Here is a 16,141-nt window from a genome sequence, read left to right on the forward strand (position 1 = left end):
CGCTTATCCGCGATGAACCTATTTTTTTGCCGCTCATTACAGAGTTACTAACCCATTGTCTTAATTAGAATTAACTAACGTTCTAATATTCACAAATTCAATGTTAATCATATCTGTTGATTTTCTTTTGAGTAATCACAGATTAAAACAATGTGCCACAAACGAACTTCTCAACCGCAAAACTTATCTCCTATTTTATAAAACTCACAAGAGGTCATACCACAAGGAGATCGTTTTGAAACTCAGATTCATAACAACAATGCTTTTCGTTTTAAGCACCCTACCCTTTGCATCCGCCAACGCCAGTGGGTACACGGAGACTAAATATCCCATTGTTCTTGTTCATGGGTTGTTTGGCTTTGATACCTTGGCCGGTGTCGATTACTTCTATGGCATACCACACTCTCTGACCAAAGATGGCGCAACGGTTTATGTTGCCCAAGTATCTGCGACCAACAGCAGTGAAGCTCGCGGTGAGCAGCTATTAGCACAGGTTGAAACGCTGCTTGCTGCAACAGGCGCACAGAAGGTCAACTTGATTGGACACAGTCACGGTGGTCCAACAACACGTTATGTCGCCTCCATACGCCCAGACTTAGTAGCATCCGTTACCAGTATCGGAGGAGTAAATAAGGGCTCTAAAGTTGCAGATATTGTGCGCGGTACGGTGCCTGAAGGCTCTATCAGTGAAGGCGTGGCTGTGAAGTTGGCAGAAGGGCTCGTGACATTGATTAACCTACTTTCTGGTGGCACAGACCTCGACCAAGATCCATTGGCCTCTTTAGAAGCTCTAACCACCGAAGGTTCTTTGGCGTTCAACCAGTATTACCCAGAAGGTATCCCTACCAGTGAATGCGGAGATGGTGACTTGTTGGCATCGAATGGCGTGTATTACTACTCATGGACGGGCTCTTCGAACTTTACCAATCTATTTGACCCTACTGACGGCGCAATGGTCGTCTTAGGCTTGGCATTTGATGGTCCGAACGATGGCCTTGTCGGGGCATGCAGTACTCACCTAGGTAAGGTGATTCGAGACAACTACAAGATGAATCATCTGGATGAAATCAACGGATTGCTTGGTATTCATCACTTGTTCGAAACTGACCCAGTCACACTGTATCGTCAGCATGCAAATCGCTTGAAACTGCAAGGTCTATAAAAAGGAACTTATCATGAAGAATGCCGCTCTTGTCATTGTGCCCGTTGTATCACTCATTAGTGTAGGAGCGGTTTATTTGTATCAACCTCAGTCAGCGCAGCCAATAAAGGCGCATTCACAACAAGACACTACAGTTGATCTTTCCTCCCAGAAAGACTTCTTTGAGTACTCATTGAGCAGTCTTGGGGAGCAAAGCCTTGCAGAAACCAAAGCCAACGTAGAAGCCGGAGAATCACAATCAAATTCACTGGATATCAACGCAGAATTGTTCGAAACCTACCTCGCCTACAAAGAAGCGTTATCCAAGCTAGAACCGTTTGAAGGAAATTCATTGTCATTGATGGAGTTGAAACAACTGAACAACGCCATCTTGTCGATGCAGAGCGAATTTTTTACTGACGAACAAATCGCTCAACTTTTCGATGAAGAAAATCGCTTACGCCAGTTAGCAATAGATAAACTCGCCATTCGAGAAACCCAATTAGACGCGGATTCTCAACAACAAATGCTCGAAGAAAACCTCGCCTCTCAACCTGATTACATTCAACAAAGTGAGCGCAACAACGCGCTAGTGATTGAACTAAATCAGACCTCAGAAATGACTGCACAGGAGAAGTATTTGGCTCGTATTGATTTGGTGGGCGAAGAAGGCGCCGAACGACTACAGGCTTTGGACGAGCAACGAGCCTCGTTTAATGCATCACTCAACGAGTATTTAGAGAAACGAGCGGAGATCATCAACAATGATTTCCTCGGTGAAGAAGAAAAGAAAACAGAAATCGCCGGATTAAGAGAGCAAAGCTTCGAGCAAAACCAATGGCGTCGCGTCGAAGCTTTAGAAAGAATTCATGATAGTGAAGCGAACAACTAGTTCGATGTCTAGTTAGGCTTTTTAGGACAACCAACAATGTGGTCGTCGACCATGCCTACGGCTTGCATAAAGGCATAGCAAATGGTCTCACCAACAAACTTAAAGCCTTTCTTCTTAAGGAACTTACTCATCGTTTTGGACTGTTCTGTCGATACTGGCACTTGGCTCATATCTGTCCAGTGATTCACAATTGGCTTGCCATCGACAAATTGCCATAGCGCAGCGGAAAGGCTTCCGTATTCTTCGATTAATTGTTTGGCTGCTTTGGCATTACTAAAAACCGAATTGATTTTACCGCGATGCTTGACCACATCGAAGTTTTCAACGATGAACTCTGTACGCTCTTCATCGCGTTGAATCAACTTCTCTAAATCATAGTGCTCAAACGCTTCACGATAGCCTTCTCGCTTTTTCAGAATCGTAATCCAACTCAAGCCGGCTTGCGCGCCTTCTAGCGTAATGAACTCGAATAATACGTTGTCATCATGAACAGGCACTCCCCATTCCGCATCGTGATATTCACGTTCAAGTGGGTGGTTCATCGCCCATGCACACGTTCTATGTTCCATACTTTTATCCTTATAAAAACGCCCCTGACAATCGGTCAGAGGCGTTTTTCAAACTTAACTGAGTTAAGCGGTTACTTTGGTAATGCTACTCTGTGGAATAGACGATACAACACTGGTACAACAATTAGTGTCAGTACGGTCGCAAAACCCAAACCAAACATGATGGTTACTGCCATTGGTTTGAAGAAGATATCCGGTAGTAGAGGAATCATACCAAGAATGGTAGTGATTGCCGCCATACATACCGGGCGCACACGACTCACCGCGGCATCAACTACGGCATCGTACGCTTCTTTACCCGACTTCATCTCAATCTCGATCTGGTCAAGCAGTACAATACCATTCTTCAGAACCATACCAGACAAGCTCAAGAAGCCCAGCAGCGCCATAAAACCGAATGGTGTATTCAAGGCCAATAAACCTGTCGTCACACCAATCAATGCCAGAGGCACCGTTAACCAAACAATCAAAGGTTCTTTGATTGAGTTGAACAAGAAAATGGTGATCAAGAACATGAACAAGTAACCCATCGGCATCGTGGTGAACAACGATGCTTTAGCATCACCAGAAGACTCATATTCACCACCCCACTCTAGAGAGTAGCCTGGTGGCATTTCGATCGCTTCAATCTGAGGTTGTAGGCGTTTTTGCAATGTTGCCGCCGTCTCTTCACCCAAGATATCTGGATCTGCCATCACCGTTAGCATACGCTTGCGGTTCTTACGCACAATGATTGGATCTTCCCAACGCATATCGTAACCCATGGTCACTTGTTGCAATGGAATAAACTCACTCTGTGCTGGACTCCAAATCTTCATCCCTTCGATGTTGCGAATATCGATACGCTCATCTTCTGGTAGACGAGCAACAATTGGCATTAGCGTTGTACCATCTCGGTAAAGACCGATGCTCATGCCCGAAAACGACATTGAAAGGAAATCGTCCACATCTGATTTGGTGATACCGTAACGGCGTGCTTGGCTTTCATTAAACTGAGGCTCAAGTACCTGAGTACGTTCACGCCAATCATGACGAATGTTTGTTGCACCTGGGTCGGCGTACATCACATCCATCACTTGCGCAGCGATAGTACGTAGCACTGTTGGATCAGAACCGATAACACGTGCTTCAATTTTCGCACCGCCACCAGGGCCCAATTCAATTTGTTTCAGCTTGTAGTTGATCTCTGGGTAATCAGATTTCAAATGCTCTCTAAAACGTTCCATTAACGGGGCTAGTGCTTCGTAGTTATCAACTCGAGTAGTGATCTCACCATAAGCCGCGTAGCTTTTTTCTGGTGCGTAGGTCAGCATGAAACGTTGCAAACCTTTACCCGCCGTCGTCGTGATGTGGTCTACATGGTCCTGTTCTGCCAACCAACCTTCTAACTCCTGCAACGTATCGTCAGTCGCTCGAATATCGGTGCCTTCCGGTAACCAAACATCCAATTGGAAGATAGGTGTCGTTGAAGATGGGAAGAATGCTTGTTTCACGTGCGTAAAGCCGTAAACGCTCGCGGCCAAACCTGCCACCAAAACAACCACGGTGAACCAAGCTCGGCGCATACAGAAGCTAAGGAACTTCTTGTACATGACAAAAACAATACCGTTGTATGGGTCGTTGTCTTCGCCTTCACCACTTTTGATTTTCTGCCCTTTAAAGAAGATATCAGCAAAAAATGGTGTTAACGAAATCGCCGTAAACCAACTTAACATCAGAGAGATAAGCAACACGGTAAACAGGGTGCCACAATATTCACCTGTCGAGTCTTCTGATAAACCAATTGGTGCAAACGCCGTTACCGCGATCACCGTTGCACCCAATAGCGGCCATTTGGTTTGCGTTACAATATCCGTTGCAGCTTGCAGTCTCGTTCGCCCTTTCTGGGTACCTATGAGTATCCCTTCCACGACAACGATGGCATTATCCACCAGCATACCTAGAGCAATAACCAAGGCACCTAACGAAATACGCTGCAAATCGATGGCCAGATACTTCATGAAGATGAAAGTGCCAAGCACGGTCAAAAGCAGAATTAGACCGATAAGCAGACCCGAGCGCAGCCCCATGAAAAACAGCAAAACGATAATTACGATACCCACCGCTTGAGCTAGGCTGATAACGAAGCCGCTCACTGACTTATCTACTTCTTTCGGCTGGTTGTAGATTTCTGAAATTTCAACACCAACGGGTTGTTGGTATTTCAGTTCTGCAACACGGCGATCAAATGCTTTGCCCACTTCCACAACGTTCACACCTTGAGCGAATGAGACGCCCAAGTTCAACGCCAGTTCACCGTTGTAGTTAATGATGTTCGTCGGGACTTCCATGTAGCCACGTTTAATCTCAGCAACGTCTTTTAAGAAGATAAGACCTTGAGCACCTGATTCCGTGATCAACAAATCACCTAGCTCATCAACACTTTGGAACTCACCCGTCGGTTGAATACGAATGTACTCATTACCAATTCGAATTGCACCGGCATCGGAAACGACGTTTTGAGTCGAAAGTAAATTGAAAACCGTATTTGGTGATAGGCCAAGACTGCTCAACTTCTTCATCGAGATTTCAATGAAGACTTGCTCTTGTTGCTGGCCAGAAACCGAAACTTTGCTGACGCCGTCAACAAGTTCGAGTTCCCGCCTTAAATAATCAACATAGTCGAGCAACTCTTTGTAACTGTACCCATCACCAGTAACCGCGAGCAAAATACCGTATACGTCGCCAAAGTCATCGATAACCGATGGGTCATTTACACCCGGAGGCAGGGAGCCCTTTAAGTCATTTACTTTTCGACGCAGTTCATCCCATATCTGTGGTAAGTCATCTGGACCATAGTTGTTTTTCATGGTCACGGTGATTTGCGACAAGCCTCGGCTGGAGATGGAATTGACCTCATCAACATAAGTCAGCTGTTGAATCGCTTTTTCTATCGGATACGTTACCTCTTCCTCAACCTGTTGAGGCGTTGCGCCCGGATAAGAAGTAACAACCATTGCATCTTTGATAGTAAACGCAGGATCTTCTAAACGTCCCAAGCCAAAGAATGCTGACACACCGCCGATCAAAAAGATCAGCGACACCATCCAACTGATAACACGGTTGCGAATAAAATAGGCCGCAATGCCAGTTACGTTATCATCATCTTGAGGCGCAGTATTTTTTTGTTCACTCATTGCGTTGCCTCCTGCTTAACCACTTCCACTTTTATGCCATCTCTTAATCGGGATACACCAGCAACAACGACTTTGTCATCAAGTTCTAGGCCATCAAGAATCTGAACTGAGGTTTGTGACGCTTTACCTGCACGCACTTGTTTGCGGCTCACGGTATTATCATCATTCAAAACCCAAACGAATTTATTTTCACGGCTCAGATCATCTCCATCGGCATTAAAGATCGCTTCAATGGGAACATTAATGCCGACGTTAAGCTCAAGACCCACCTTTTCATCTTTCGATGTCACGTCTACCGCCATACCATCAAGAATGTATTCGTTTTCCGGCATTGGCAGTGATAGCGTCACCGTAAAGGTGCCTGTATCAGGGTCAGGTTCTGTCGTGAACTCTTTGATTTTCGCCTTGTATTCATTGCCACTTGGCACACGAACGACAGCATTAATTGCCGTCAAACGCTCTTCAGTAGGAGGTTGGTTCACGTAAAGACGATCGGGGAGCTGAATAAGGACTTCAACGCGATCAACACTGTGAATGTTAACAATATATTGACCAACTTGAATATTTTCAAATTGATCGACATTAACACGGGAAATAATGCCGTCGACTGGCGCTTTAAGCTCAGTGAAAGACAAACGCAACTTAGCCAATTCAAGCTCAGCGAGCGCGATTTGGCGTTGTGCCGCAATTTCATCAAATTGGGACTTAGCTAATAAACCTTTTTTAACCAGCGGTGCGGAACGACGATATTGGCTGTCTACCACAGAAAAACGCGCAGATGCGTTATCTACGTCCAATTGATAATCGGTTGGGTCAAGCCTAGCAATGACATCACCTTTAATGACCTTATCGCCTTCTTTGACCAAAACACGACTTACCTCACCTGCCACACGGAAACTCAAATGTGAACGATCGGCAGCGTTGGCTATCGCAGGAAAATATAAGTTGTCATCAACGCGCTGCCCTTCTAGAGAAGCAACACGAACACGAGGGGTCTCCAATTCTCTTTCTGGGCCTTTTTCACCACAGCCTGCAAGTAACATGGCAGAGCAAAGCGTGGTTAAAGCTATGATTCCTTTCATACTATAATCCTCGCTCCTTAACCCACTCACGAACCTTAATACCCGGCTCAATGACATTGACACCGGAGATGATGATTTGATCTCCATCCTCTAGCCCTTTTTCAACTTGCTGCTTGTCGTTCAAAGAAACCGAGACTTTTTCAACAATGCCTTGATCATTAACACGCCAAACGCAGGTTTTGCCATCTTCGGTAAACAGGGCTGAATCAGGAATTTTAGTCGCACCCGCGTTTTCAGACACAAGATGAACATTACCGGACATTCCTGGTAGGATGCCAACGCCCTCAGGACGCTCCATTACCATTGTGACTTTGTAACTGCCAGTTTTAGGATCGGCTTCGGTATCAATTTCTTGGAATGTCACCTCAAAAGCGCGCTCAGGAAACGCATCAAATGTCATTGATGCATAAGCATTCGCACCCTGTGTGAATTTGCTGAGTAGATGATCAGGAAGCTGGAACAACACCTTCATGACTTGATTGGTTTGAATATTCATGACGCCTTCTTTTGCCGCCACATACTCATGGTTTTCTGCTGGCAGATACGAAATCGTGCCATCGTAAGGCGCAACAAGCTTTGTGTACCTCAGGTTAGCTTTGGCCTGATTCCACTGAGCTTTAGCTGAATTGTGATTGGCTTTCGCCGCATCGAAGTCTTGTTCCGAAACCACTTGCTCTTTACGAAGCTTTTTCGAGCGTTCGTATTGAACATCAGCAAGGGTGTAATTTGCTCGGGCTTGTTTTTCGAGTAGCGAGTATTCGTCAGGGTTGAGTACGGCAAGCACATCACCTTTATTCACCATTTGTCCGGCATTGACTTCGATCGATTGAAGCAAACCAGGCACTCGGAATGCGAGAACGGCTCGGTCTCCGGCTTCTGTAGTGGCAGGAAAGTGTCTTTCAAACTGTGCATTGCCTACAGTGACCGTAAAGAGTTTAGCGGGCCGAGATTCCGGTTCTGGGACTGGTGGTAGCTCTTTTCCACACCCAGAGAGAACCGTCATGACAGCGATTGGAATGAGCGCTTTTCTCATGTTAATTCATCCATTTAAGATCCATTCCTTTTAAGGTAGATGAATTTATGGTGTTCTTCTAGAGCATCGGAGCAAAAAAATTCTTTAAAAATAGCAATTTGAGACAAAAATAAAGCAGGCCGAAGCCTGCTTTATCAATAAAATCATAATTAATTATCAGAGTTTATTAAATTCTCTGTTTACGCGATATGCGTCTGACGTGACATACGCTTCCATACTACGGATTTTTCCATCAAGGCGGCTAAAGTCACTTTCTAAAACACTCAACAGTTGGTCTGGGCTCTGGCCTTTCTGCCATGGTTTGCTCTTCAACGTATGCTCTTGGCGTGACTTGATATTCTCAGTATAAGTTACGGGCTGCTTTTCCAACATGAATGTCATTGCAATATAAGCCAGCAACACGAGAAAAGTACCACCAAGTAAGGCTGCCGATATCACGACGATCCGAATCAACCAAACTTCCGCACCAAAGTAGTTCGCGACTCCGGCACACACACCGGAGATTTTGCCATTAACAGGGTCGCGATACAGCTCTCGTTTAATCATACTTTCGTCTCCACGTTGGGGATTCTGCATCTAAGATACGCTCCAATGTTTCAACGCGAGATTGCATCGCCTCCGCTTTTTCAGACAGTACCTGAAGACGCTCTAGATCTTGGCCCGACAGTGCACTATCTGCTTTGCGTTTGCTGCGATAGTGTAAGAAGAGCCATAGTGGAGCGACAAAGATTAAAAAGACAATCAATGGTCCAGTAATAATAAATGTCGACATGAATGGCTCCTTTCTTATTTATCGTTCGATGACATCTGTTCTTTCAGTTTTGCCAACTCTTTTTCAATTTCATCTTGTGCTTGCAGCTCTGCAAACTCTTGGTCTAACGATTTAGCATTACCAGTCTTTGCGTAAAGATCCGCTTCTGCTTCCATCTCATCAATTTTACGAGAGTATTGTTCAAACTTTGCCATCGCTTCGTTTGTACGACCTGCGTGCAATTGTTTTTGAACATCACGTCGGTTAGAAGCCGTTTGGTTACGAATCGCAAGCGCTTGTTGCTTCGCTCGAGTTTCTGTAATTTTGGCTTCCAACTTACCGATTTCACCTGTCAATTTTTCGATGGTTTCTTCAACGAGTGTTTGCTCAGTGTGAAGGCCTTTAATTACGTGCTCAAGTTTCTGCTTTTCAATCAAAGCGGCACGCGCTAAATCTTCACGCTCTTTTACTAGTGCAAGGCTCGCTTTTTGGCCCCACTCAGTAATTTGCTCTTCTAGTGCTTCCACTTTGCGAGCCAACTCTTTTTTGTCTGCAATCGCTTTAGCCGAGTTGGTACGCACTTCAACAAGTGTGTCTTCCATTTCTTGAATGATAAGACGGATCATTTTTTCAGGATCTTCCGCCTTGTCTAGCAATGCACTGATGTTTGAGTTAACGATATCTGCAAAACGAGAAAAAATACCCATAACGGAACTCCTCTTTCTTCCTATTTAAACTCGACAAGGTGGTCATTTACCTTGTGTCTCCCTTTACCTATATCAAGTAGTATGCCAACTTTATTTTTCTTTACTAAACAACAAGTTAGTCATTTTGTTGTTGTAGCACACTGATATGCTATGATGTTTTTTACCAACAGTTGGTAAATTTCACCAACTTCAATACTGTAAATCATGGTCAGATAAAAAATAAGAAGGACTTTATGAAGCAGAACCTAATCGGTGAATCACCCGCCTTTCTCTCTGTGTTAGATAAAGTATCACAAATCGCGCCGATTGAACGACCGGTCCTCATAATCGGAGAACGAGGCACAGGTAAAGAACTCATCGCACAACGTTTACACTATTTATCAAGACGTTGGGATAAGCCACTGCTTTCTCTAAACTGTGCGACATTAAGCGAAGGCTTGATTGATTCTGAACTTTTTGGCCATGAATCTGGTTCATTTACCGGTTCGAAAGGGAAACACAAGGGACGCTTTGAGAGGGCCGAAGGGGGCACGCTTTTCCTCGATGAACTCGCGACAGCCCCGCTTTTGGTACAAGAAAAACTATTGCGAGTAATCGAATACGGCGAGTATGAGCGTGTAGGCGGCCATACTGCATTAACTGCAGACGTTCGTTTGGTGTGTGCTACCAACGCTGACCTTCCACAATTGGCAGAGCGCGGTGATTTTCGCGCGGACTTGCTCGACCGACTGGCCTTTGATGTGATCATGTTGCCACCCTTGCGAGAACGCAAAGAAGACATTCTTTCTCTCGCCGAGCACTACGCCATAAAAATGTGTCGTGAATTACAACTGGAGTACTTTGTTGGCTTTACAGAAGAAGCACAACAGTCTCTATTAGATTACGCTTGGCCTGGTAATGTGCGTGAACTCAAGAACGTAATAGAGCGAGCTATTTATCGCCACGGACTCAATGCCGATCCAATCGAGTACTTGGTGTTTAATCCATTTGAAACCGGTTGGGAAAACGCACTTGGTCATTCTTCAGAGCAAGGAGAGCAGGAAACGGAGCAACCTCATGTTGGTCCAACAATTAACTTCCCGCTGGACTACAAACAATGGCAAGAAGAACAAGACATCACTCTTCTTAACCGCGCATTAGAAGAGGCCAAATTTAATCAACGACAAGCAGCGGACTTACTTGGACTCAGTTACCATCAACTTAGGGGGATGGTAAGAAAATACGGATTGGTTGGACAAAGCTAAGTCTTTGACGTAAATGGCATCATCCTTAAATCGCTCACTATACTAAAACACAGCCCCCTTTATCGAATTAGGGGGAATTGAGCGGAACTTCATGACGACTGGAATAATACATAGTAGCGAGCACTCAAGAGGCAAATTTGGTCATTATCAGTAAATGATGCGGTAATTTGATCTAACACCCTGCGACTCAACGATTTTGTATTTGGAGCGAGTTAGCAAAGGTGATAAATTAGCGAGATCATTTTCGCTTGTCACTCTTCGCCTTCAACCGCATAGAAACAAGCAAGATCCAATGACCATTTCATATTATGAAAGCTTTTATCAAACTATCGCTGAGCCTTATCGGGATTAGCTTACTCACCGCTTGTGGTGACGAAATCGATCACAATGATATTCGTGAGAATGGATTTGTGTTTTGTGGGCAGGGTAAGCCAACCACGTTTAACCCTCAGCTCATTGACAGCGGCATCACTGCCGAAGCACTTAGCCCTCAGCTATACGATACGCTGCTTACACTCGATCCTAAATCTCACCAACCAGTTGCCAACCTTGCAGAAAAGTGGTCTGTAAATGAGGAAGGTACGGAATACACCTTTAACTTAAAGCAGGACGTGCAATTTCAAAAAACTCCTTGGTTCTCCCCTTCTCGTCCATTTAATGCACAAGATGTGGTATTCAGCTTCAAGCGAATCATTGATGTAGACCATCCGTTTCACGACGTCGGTGGTGGTTTTTATCCATGGTTTGCAGGTTTAGACTTCCAAAATCTCGTGCAAGATGTGATTGCTCTTGATGACCACACCGTTAAGTTTGTTCTCTCACAACCTAACTTTGCCTTTTTAGCCAATATTGCCACCAGTCACGCCGTGCTGCTGTCAGCAGAATATGGGCAACAACTTGCGGCCAAAGACGAAAAAGAACAAATTGACTTGTTACCTATCGGTACCGGTCCTTACCAGTTAAAAGAATACCAAGTGAATGATTTGATTCGTTTGGAGCGTCACCCTAAATACTGGAAAACGCCGGCGAAAATGGAACAGGTCGTGTTTGATATTTCACATCGTGGTACTGGCACGTTGGCAAAACTTTTACGCAATGAATGTGATGTACTTGCTTCGCCAATCTCTAGCCAAATTCCAATCATACAAGAAACCGAGCACCTTGAATTAACCGCAACGCCTGCTAATAACGTCTCTTTTATCGCGATTAATACTGGTCATCCGGCACTGAAAGATGCGCGAGTTCGTCAAGCTCTTAACCTTGCTATCAACCGCCAAAATATCCTTGATTCCGTATATTACGGCACGGGTACTCAAGCTTATACACTACTGCCGCCGAACTCATGGGCATACCAGAAAGACAGCGTAAAGATCCGTTATGATCGTAATTACGCATTGGCGTTGCTGCGAGAAGCTGGGTATGAGAAAGGTCTGCAATTAACCATGTGGGTGCCGCTAGAACCTAGAGCCTTCAATCCAAGTCCACGTAAAACCGCGGAGTTGATTCAGGCGAACTTTGCTGATATCGGCGTCGAAGTACGACTACTAACCGATGATCGCTTTGAACGAACTCAGCTCGAAAACATCAATAATGTTGACTTACTGCTAACAGGTTGGATTGGTGATACGGGCGATCCTGATAACTTCTTCCGCCCTCTGCTTTCTTGTGAATCTGAACGTGTTGGCCTTAACGTTTCCATGTGGTGTAACGACGACTTCGATTTCTTGTTGGATCTGGCATTAGAAACCGAGCAACAACGTTATCGTTTAAACTTGTATCGCCAAGCGCAGAATATTCTCAATGAAGAGTTTCCTGTCATTCCATTAGCTCACGGCGTTCAATTCCGTGTGCACGATAAATCGTTGAAAGGCTTTAAATCGAGCCCTTTCAATGCACAACCTTTTGATAAAGTTGAGAGAGTTCATTAATGTTTTGGTACGCCGTAAGACGTCTTAATCTCTTTGTCATCACTTTGATGATCCTCACTTTAGTGGGCTTCTCTTTGCTACGTCTTGATCCGACATCACACTGGGCAAACGTGGAGTTTTGGTCAGGCTGGCAAAGCTACCTTGTTGAGCTTTCACATCTTAATTTTGGTATCAGTAAGAATGGGAACCCAATCTATGCTGAGCTCGCGGTCGTATTCCCTGCGACGTTAGAGTTGTGTTTCTTCGCCTTCGTTGTTTCACTATTAATTGGCATTCCTTTGGGGACCGTAGCAGGCATGAAACAAGGCAAGTGGCTAGACACCAGCATCTCATTTGTCTCTATGTCAGGGTATTCGGCGCCAATCTTCTGGGTTGCCCTGATGCTGATTATGGTCTTCTCCCTGCAATACCACGTATTCCCTGTGGCGGGTCGTTATGACTTACTTTACGAAATTGACCACGTAACAGGCTTTGCAATTATTGATGCCTTTATGGCCAAAGGTGAATACCGTGCTCACGCGTTACAAAGCGTGATTGAGCATATGATCCTGCCTTGTTTGGTTCTCGCATTGACACCAACAACACAAGTCATTGGTTTGATGCGTGCATCAGTGGCAGAAGTGATGAGTCAAAACTACATTCGCGCCGCACGAATCAAAGGTTTATCCAACCGTGAGATCGTCACTCAACACGTTCTTCGGAATGCGATTCCGCCTATCATCCCAAAAGTTGGCGTTCAGCTTTCGAGCATGATTACCTTGGCGATCATCACAGAATCCATCTTTAACTGGCCGGGCATTGGACGTTGGTTATTGGATGCACTTGCAAATCAAGATTACGCTTCCATCCAAGCAGGTGTCATGGTGTTAGCGACGCTTGTTTTAACCGCCAATATCCTATCGGATCTGATTGGTGCCATGATTAACCCTCTGGTGAGAAAGGAATGGTATGCTAACAAATAACGTTTATCAGGAAGAGCGCATTCCAACCCAGTTTGAACGATTCTGGCGCAGTTACCGCGCAAACAGTTTGGCAATGTTTGGTCTTTGGTGCCTTGGCTTTATTGTCTTAATCACCATATTGGCCCCTATTTTAGCGCCTTACGATCCACAAGCTCAATCTGGCGAATTGTTAGTGCCGCCTTCGTGGGCGCCAGCCGGAACCGTCGATTACTTTTTAGGAACTGACGACCTAGGTCGCGATATCTTATCTCGTTTAATTATGGGCTCTCAGCTCACCTTTGGTGCTGCCGTAGCAATTACTGCTATTGCCGCATTCATCGGCTGTATTATTGGTGTGTTAGCGGGTATGACCAAAGGTCTGTTATCCAGTACGCTTAACCACTTGCTCGACACAGTCATGTCCATTCCATCATTACTGCTGGCGATTATCTTTGTGGCGTTTTTGGGCTTTGGTGAGTTCAATATCCTTTTGGCGATCTGTCTGGCTTTAATTCCACGCTTTATCCGCTCGGTTTACATCGCCGTGCACACCGAAGTCGAAAAAGACTACATCATGGCTGCCCGTTTGGATGGCGCTAACGACTTCTACTTGCTTTGGAACTCGATTCTACCGAACGTATTAACAGTCATCGCTGCAGAAATAACCCTGGCACTCTCGGTCGCCATTCTAGATATCACTGCGCTTGGTTTCCTAGGTTTAGGCGCACAAGCACCAAGTACGGAATGGGGTGCGATCTTGGGTGACTCTGTTGAACTGATATACATCGCACCTTGGACCGTTACCTTACCGGGTCTGACCATTATGTTTACCGTTGTTGTTCTAAACTTAGTGGGTGAAGGTGTACGCCAAGCACTCAATGCGGGGATCGAATAATGCCATTATTAGATATTCGACATTTAACCATTGAAATTGAAACACCATCGGGCTTAGTCAAAGCCGTTGATCGCATGAGTATTACCTTGAATGAAGGTGAAATTCGTGGTCTGGTTGGTGAATCTGGTTCCGGTAAGAGTTTGGTTGCAAAGGCTATCGTGGGTGTTTGTAAAGACAACTGGAAAGTGACCGCAGACCGAATGCGTCTTGGCAATATTGATCTGCTTCAGCTAACGCCAAAAGAGCGCCGTCGTGTGATTGCACGTGACATTGCGATGATTTTCCAAGAGCCATCGACTTGTTTGGATCCGTCGGAAGAAGTCGGAAGACAGTTAATTGAATCCATCCCTTCTCGATCGTTTGAAGGTAAATGGTGGGAGCGCTTCAAGTGGCGCAGGAAACAAGCAGTTGCCCTACTCCATAAAGTGGGTATCAAAGATCACCGTCGTTTGATGGGCAGTTATCCTTATGAGTTGACCGATGGTGAATGTCAAAAAGTCATGATTGCGATGGCGATTGCAACCAAGCCAAAAATCTTGATTGCTGATGAGCCAACCAACGATCTAGACCCGATTACTCAATCTCAAATTCTGCGTTTGCTGAGTCGCATGAACCAACTCAACAACACAACGATTGTGCTGATTGGTCACGACTTAACCACTATTACTCAGTGGGCAAATCGCATTACGGTAATGTACTGTGGGCAGTCCGTTGAATCGGCTGATACAGAAAAGTTGGTCGCCGCTCCCAAGCACCCTTATACTGCGGCACTGCTTAAAGCCATGCCTGACTTTAACAACTGGATTCCGCACAAGCAAAAGCTGCAATCTCTACCGGGTTCTATCCCTCCACTTCAGCATCTGCCGATCGGTTGTCGCTTAGGACCCCGTTGCCCTTATGCTCAGAGGCAATGCGTCGAAATTCCACATACTAAACGTATCAAAAACCATAAATTTAGCTGTCACTTCCCACTGAATACGGAGAAACATTCATGAGTGCGTTGCTTGAAGTCGATAACCTATCGAAACAGTTCGTCACGCGCTCTGGTCTGTTTAAACGCACAGTCAAAGAAGCAGTTAAGCCGGTGAGCTTTTCCTTAGAGCCGGGACAAACTATCGGCTTTATTGGTCAAAATGGCTCTGGCAAGTCAACATTAGCGCGCATGCTTGCTGGCGTTGTCGAACCAAGCTCTGGTGAGATTCGCGTTAATGGTGAGCGCTTAGAACACAAAGACTATTCGACGCGTTGTAAGCTGATCCGCATGATTTTTCAAGATCCAAATACCTCATTGAATCCGCGCATTCAGATTGGTCGAATCTTGGAAGGTCCGTTAAAGCGAAACACGAACATGCCACCAGACGCACGCATGAAACGTGTAAAAGAAACCTTACTTCGTGTAGGTTTGCTTCCAGAGCATGCTTACTTCTACCCTCAGATGCTGGCAGCAGGTCAGAAACAGCGAGTGTGTCTTGCTCGTGCTTTGATTCTACAACCTTCCATCATTGTTGCCGATGAGGCATTAAACGGTTTAGACATGGCGATGCGCTCGCAAATCATTAATCTCTTCCTAGAATTACAAGAAGAGATGGGCTTGTCTTTCGTTTACGTATCACAGCATATCGGCATAGTGAAGCACATTACTGATAAGGTCATGGTTATGCACGAAGGTGAAGTAGTAGAGTTTGGTGAAACCAATCAAGTACTAACCAACCCAGAGCATGCGATTACCCAGCGTCTGGTGGAAAGCCACTTCTATAAAGCTCCAACTCACTAAAAGTCGAC

The 16,141-nt window shown here is 45.2% G+C and carries 15 protein-coding genes; 8 read left to right on the forward strand and 7 right to left on the reverse strand.

The window, feature by feature from the left end:
• Positions 1 to 259: 259 nt before the first annotated feature.
• Both BCT11_RS25300 and BCT11_RS25305 read left to right on the forward strand, forming a co-directional pair.
• Positions 260 to 1,162, forward strand: coding sequence for a triacylglycerol lipase (locus tag BCT11_RS25300; RefSeq protein ID WP_009705784.1), 903 nt, complete (start codon positions 260 to 262; stop codon positions 1,160 to 1,162).
• Between the two features lie 13 nt (positions 1,163 to 1,175).
• Positions 1,176 to 2,033, forward strand: a complete 858-nt coding sequence (locus BCT11_RS25305) for a lipase secretion chaperone (RefSeq protein WP_102389563.1) — start codon at positions 1,176 to 1,178, stop codon at positions 2,031 to 2,033.
• 8 nt (positions 2,034 to 2,041) lie between these two features.
• Here BCT11_RS25305 and BCT11_RS25310 read toward each other — a convergent pair whose 3' ends face one another.
• From BCT11_RS25310 to pspA, 7 genes are all read right to left on the reverse strand, one after another.
• The gene (locus BCT11_RS25310) at positions 2,042 to 2,602 is read right to left on the reverse strand and encodes a DNA-3-methyladenine glycosylase I (RefSeq protein ID WP_102389564.1); all 561 of its coding nucleotides are present in this window, start codon (positions 2,600 to 2,602) and stop codon (positions 2,042 to 2,044) included.
• Positions 2,603 to 2,673: 71 nt separating this feature from the next.
• Positions 2,674 to 5,778, reverse strand: coding sequence for an efflux RND transporter permease subunit VmeI (vmeI, locus tag BCT11_RS25315; RefSeq protein WP_045407721.1), 3,105 nt, complete (start codon positions 5,776 to 5,778; stop codon positions 2,674 to 2,676).
• Positions 5,775 to 6,860, reverse strand: a complete 1,086-nt coding sequence (locus BCT11_RS25320; protein ID WP_045402347.1) for an efflux RND transporter periplasmic adaptor subunit — start codon at positions 6,858 to 6,860, stop codon at positions 5,775 to 5,777. Before BCT11_RS25320 ends, vmeI begins: the two co-directional genes overlap by 4 nt.
• 1 nt (position 6,861) lies before the next feature.
• Complete coding sequence (locus BCT11_RS25325; RefSeq protein WP_038873611.1) at positions 6,862 to 7,893, reverse strand: efflux RND transporter periplasmic adaptor subunit; 1,032 nt, start codon at positions 7,891 to 7,893, stop codon at positions 6,862 to 6,864.
• A gap of 156 nt (positions 7,894 to 8,049) precedes the next feature.
• Positions 8,050 to 8,439, reverse strand: a complete 390-nt coding sequence (gene pspC / locus BCT11_RS25330) for an envelope stress response membrane protein PspC (protein ID WP_038873614.1) — start codon at positions 8,437 to 8,439, stop codon at positions 8,050 to 8,052.
• A complete protein-coding gene (gene pspB, locus BCT11_RS25335; RefSeq protein ID WP_038873617.1) occupies positions 8,432 to 8,665 on the reverse strand; it encodes an envelope stress response membrane protein PspB in 234 nt (77 codons plus the stop codon). The genes pspC and pspB overlap by 8 nt, the downstream gene beginning before the upstream one ends.
• 14 nt (positions 8,666 to 8,679) lie before the next feature.
• Positions 8,680 to 9,351, reverse strand: coding sequence for a phage shock protein PspA (gene pspA, locus BCT11_RS25340; protein ID WP_038873620.1), 672 nt, complete (start codon positions 9,349 to 9,351; stop codon positions 8,680 to 8,682).
• 233 nt (positions 9,352 to 9,584) lie between these two features.
• Between pspA and pspF the strand changes: the two genes are divergently transcribed.
• The 6 genes from pspF to BCT11_RS25370 all read left to right on the forward strand — a co-directional run bounded on the left by pspF (position 9,585) and on the right by BCT11_RS25370 (position 16,133).
• Complete coding sequence (pspF, locus tag BCT11_RS25345) at positions 9,585 to 10,595, forward strand: phage shock protein operon transcriptional activator (protein WP_054755882.1); 1,011 nt, start codon at positions 9,585 to 9,587, stop codon at positions 10,593 to 10,595.
• A gap of 308 nt (positions 10,596 to 10,903) precedes the next feature.
• Positions 10,904 to 12,523, forward strand: a complete 1,620-nt coding sequence (gene sapA / locus BCT11_RS25350) for an ABC transporter substrate-binding protein SapA (RefSeq protein WP_038881421.1) — start codon at positions 10,904 to 10,906, stop codon at positions 12,521 to 12,523.
• Positions 12,523 to 13,485: an ABC transporter permease subunit gene (locus BCT11_RS25355; protein ID WP_038881423.1), complete on the forward strand. Its 963-nt coding sequence runs from the start codon at positions 12,523 to 12,525 to the stop codon at positions 13,483 to 13,485. Before sapA ends, BCT11_RS25355 begins: the two co-directional genes overlap by 1 nt.
• Positions 13,472 to 14,359: an ABC transporter permease subunit gene (locus tag BCT11_RS25360; RefSeq protein WP_038873629.1), complete on the forward strand. Its 888-nt coding sequence runs from the start codon at positions 13,472 to 13,474 to the stop codon at positions 14,357 to 14,359. Before BCT11_RS25355 ends, BCT11_RS25360 begins: the two co-directional genes overlap by 14 nt.
• Positions 14,359 to 15,354: an oligopeptide/dipeptide ABC transporter ATP-binding protein gene (locus BCT11_RS25365; RefSeq protein ID WP_102389565.1), complete on the forward strand. Its 996-nt coding sequence runs from the start codon at positions 14,359 to 14,361 to the stop codon at positions 15,352 to 15,354. Before BCT11_RS25360 ends, BCT11_RS25365 begins: the two co-directional genes overlap by 1 nt.
• Positions 15,351 to 16,133: an ABC transporter ATP-binding protein gene (locus BCT11_RS25370; protein ID WP_038873635.1), complete on the forward strand. Its 783-nt coding sequence runs from the start codon at positions 15,351 to 15,353 to the stop codon at positions 16,131 to 16,133. Before BCT11_RS25365 ends, BCT11_RS25370 begins: the two co-directional genes overlap by 4 nt.
• Positions 16,134 to 16,141 lie beyond the last annotated feature (8 nt).

It is taken from the genome of Vibrio sp. 10N.222.52.B12 (assembly GCF_002875385.1).
GTDB classification, from domain to species: domain Bacteria; phylum Pseudomonadota; class Gammaproteobacteria; order Enterobacterales; family Vibrionaceae; genus Vibrio; species Vibrio jasicida.

Bases quoted from the DNA above. Each gene is read 5' to 3' on its own strand.
- BCT11_RS25360 (WP_038873629.1), top strand. From the start codon at position 13,472: ATGCTAACAAATAACGTTTATCAGGAAGAGCGCATTCCAACCCAGTTT.
- pspA (WP_038873620.1), bottom strand. From the start codon at position 9,351: ATGGGTATTTTTTCTCGTTTTGCAGATATCGTTAACTCAAACATCAGT.
- BCT11_RS25310 (WP_102389564.1), bottom strand. From the start codon at position 2,602: ATGGAACATAGAACGTGTGCATGGGCGATGAACCACCCACTTGAACGT.
- vmeI (WP_045407721.1), bottom strand. From the start codon at position 5,778: ATGAGTGAACAAAAAAATACTGCGCCTCAAGATGATGATAACGTAACT.
- BCT11_RS25370 (WP_038873635.1), top strand. From the start codon at position 15,351: ATGAGTGCGTTGCTTGAAGTCGATAACCTATCGAAACAGTTCGTCACG.
- BCT11_RS25365 (WP_102389565.1), top strand. From the start codon at position 14,359: ATGCCATTATTAGATATTCGACATTTAACCATTGAAATTGAAACACCA.
- BCT11_RS25325 (WP_038873611.1), bottom strand. From the start codon at position 7,893: ATGAGAAAAGCGCTCATTCCAATCGCTGTCATGACGGTTCTCTCTGGG.
- pspB (WP_038873617.1), bottom strand. From the start codon at position 8,665: ATGTCGACATTTATTATTACTGGACCATTGATTGTCTTTTTAATCTTT.
- pspF (WP_054755882.1), top strand. From the start codon at position 9,585: ATGAAGCAGAACCTAATCGGTGAATCACCCGCCTTTCTCTCTGTGTTA.
- BCT11_RS25305 (WP_102389563.1), top strand. From the start codon at position 1,176: ATGAAGAATGCCGCTCTTGTCATTGTGCCCGTTGTATCACTCATTAGT.
- BCT11_RS25320 (WP_045402347.1), bottom strand. From the start codon at position 6,860: ATGAAAGGAATCATAGCTTTAACCACGCTTTGCTCTGCCATGTTACTT.
- BCT11_RS25355 (WP_038881423.1), top strand. From the start codon at position 12,523: ATGTTTTGGTACGCCGTAAGACGTCTTAATCTCTTTGTCATCACTTTG.
- BCT11_RS25300 (WP_009705784.1), top strand. From the start codon at position 260: ATGCTTTTCGTTTTAAGCACCCTACCCTTTGCATCCGCCAACGCCAGT.
- pspC (WP_038873614.1), bottom strand. From the start codon at position 8,439: ATGATTAAACGAGAGCTGTATCGCGACCCTGTTAATGGCAAAATCTCC.
- sapA (WP_038881421.1), top strand. From the start codon at position 10,904: ATGAAAGCTTTTATCAAACTATCGCTGAGCCTTATCGGGATTAGCTTA.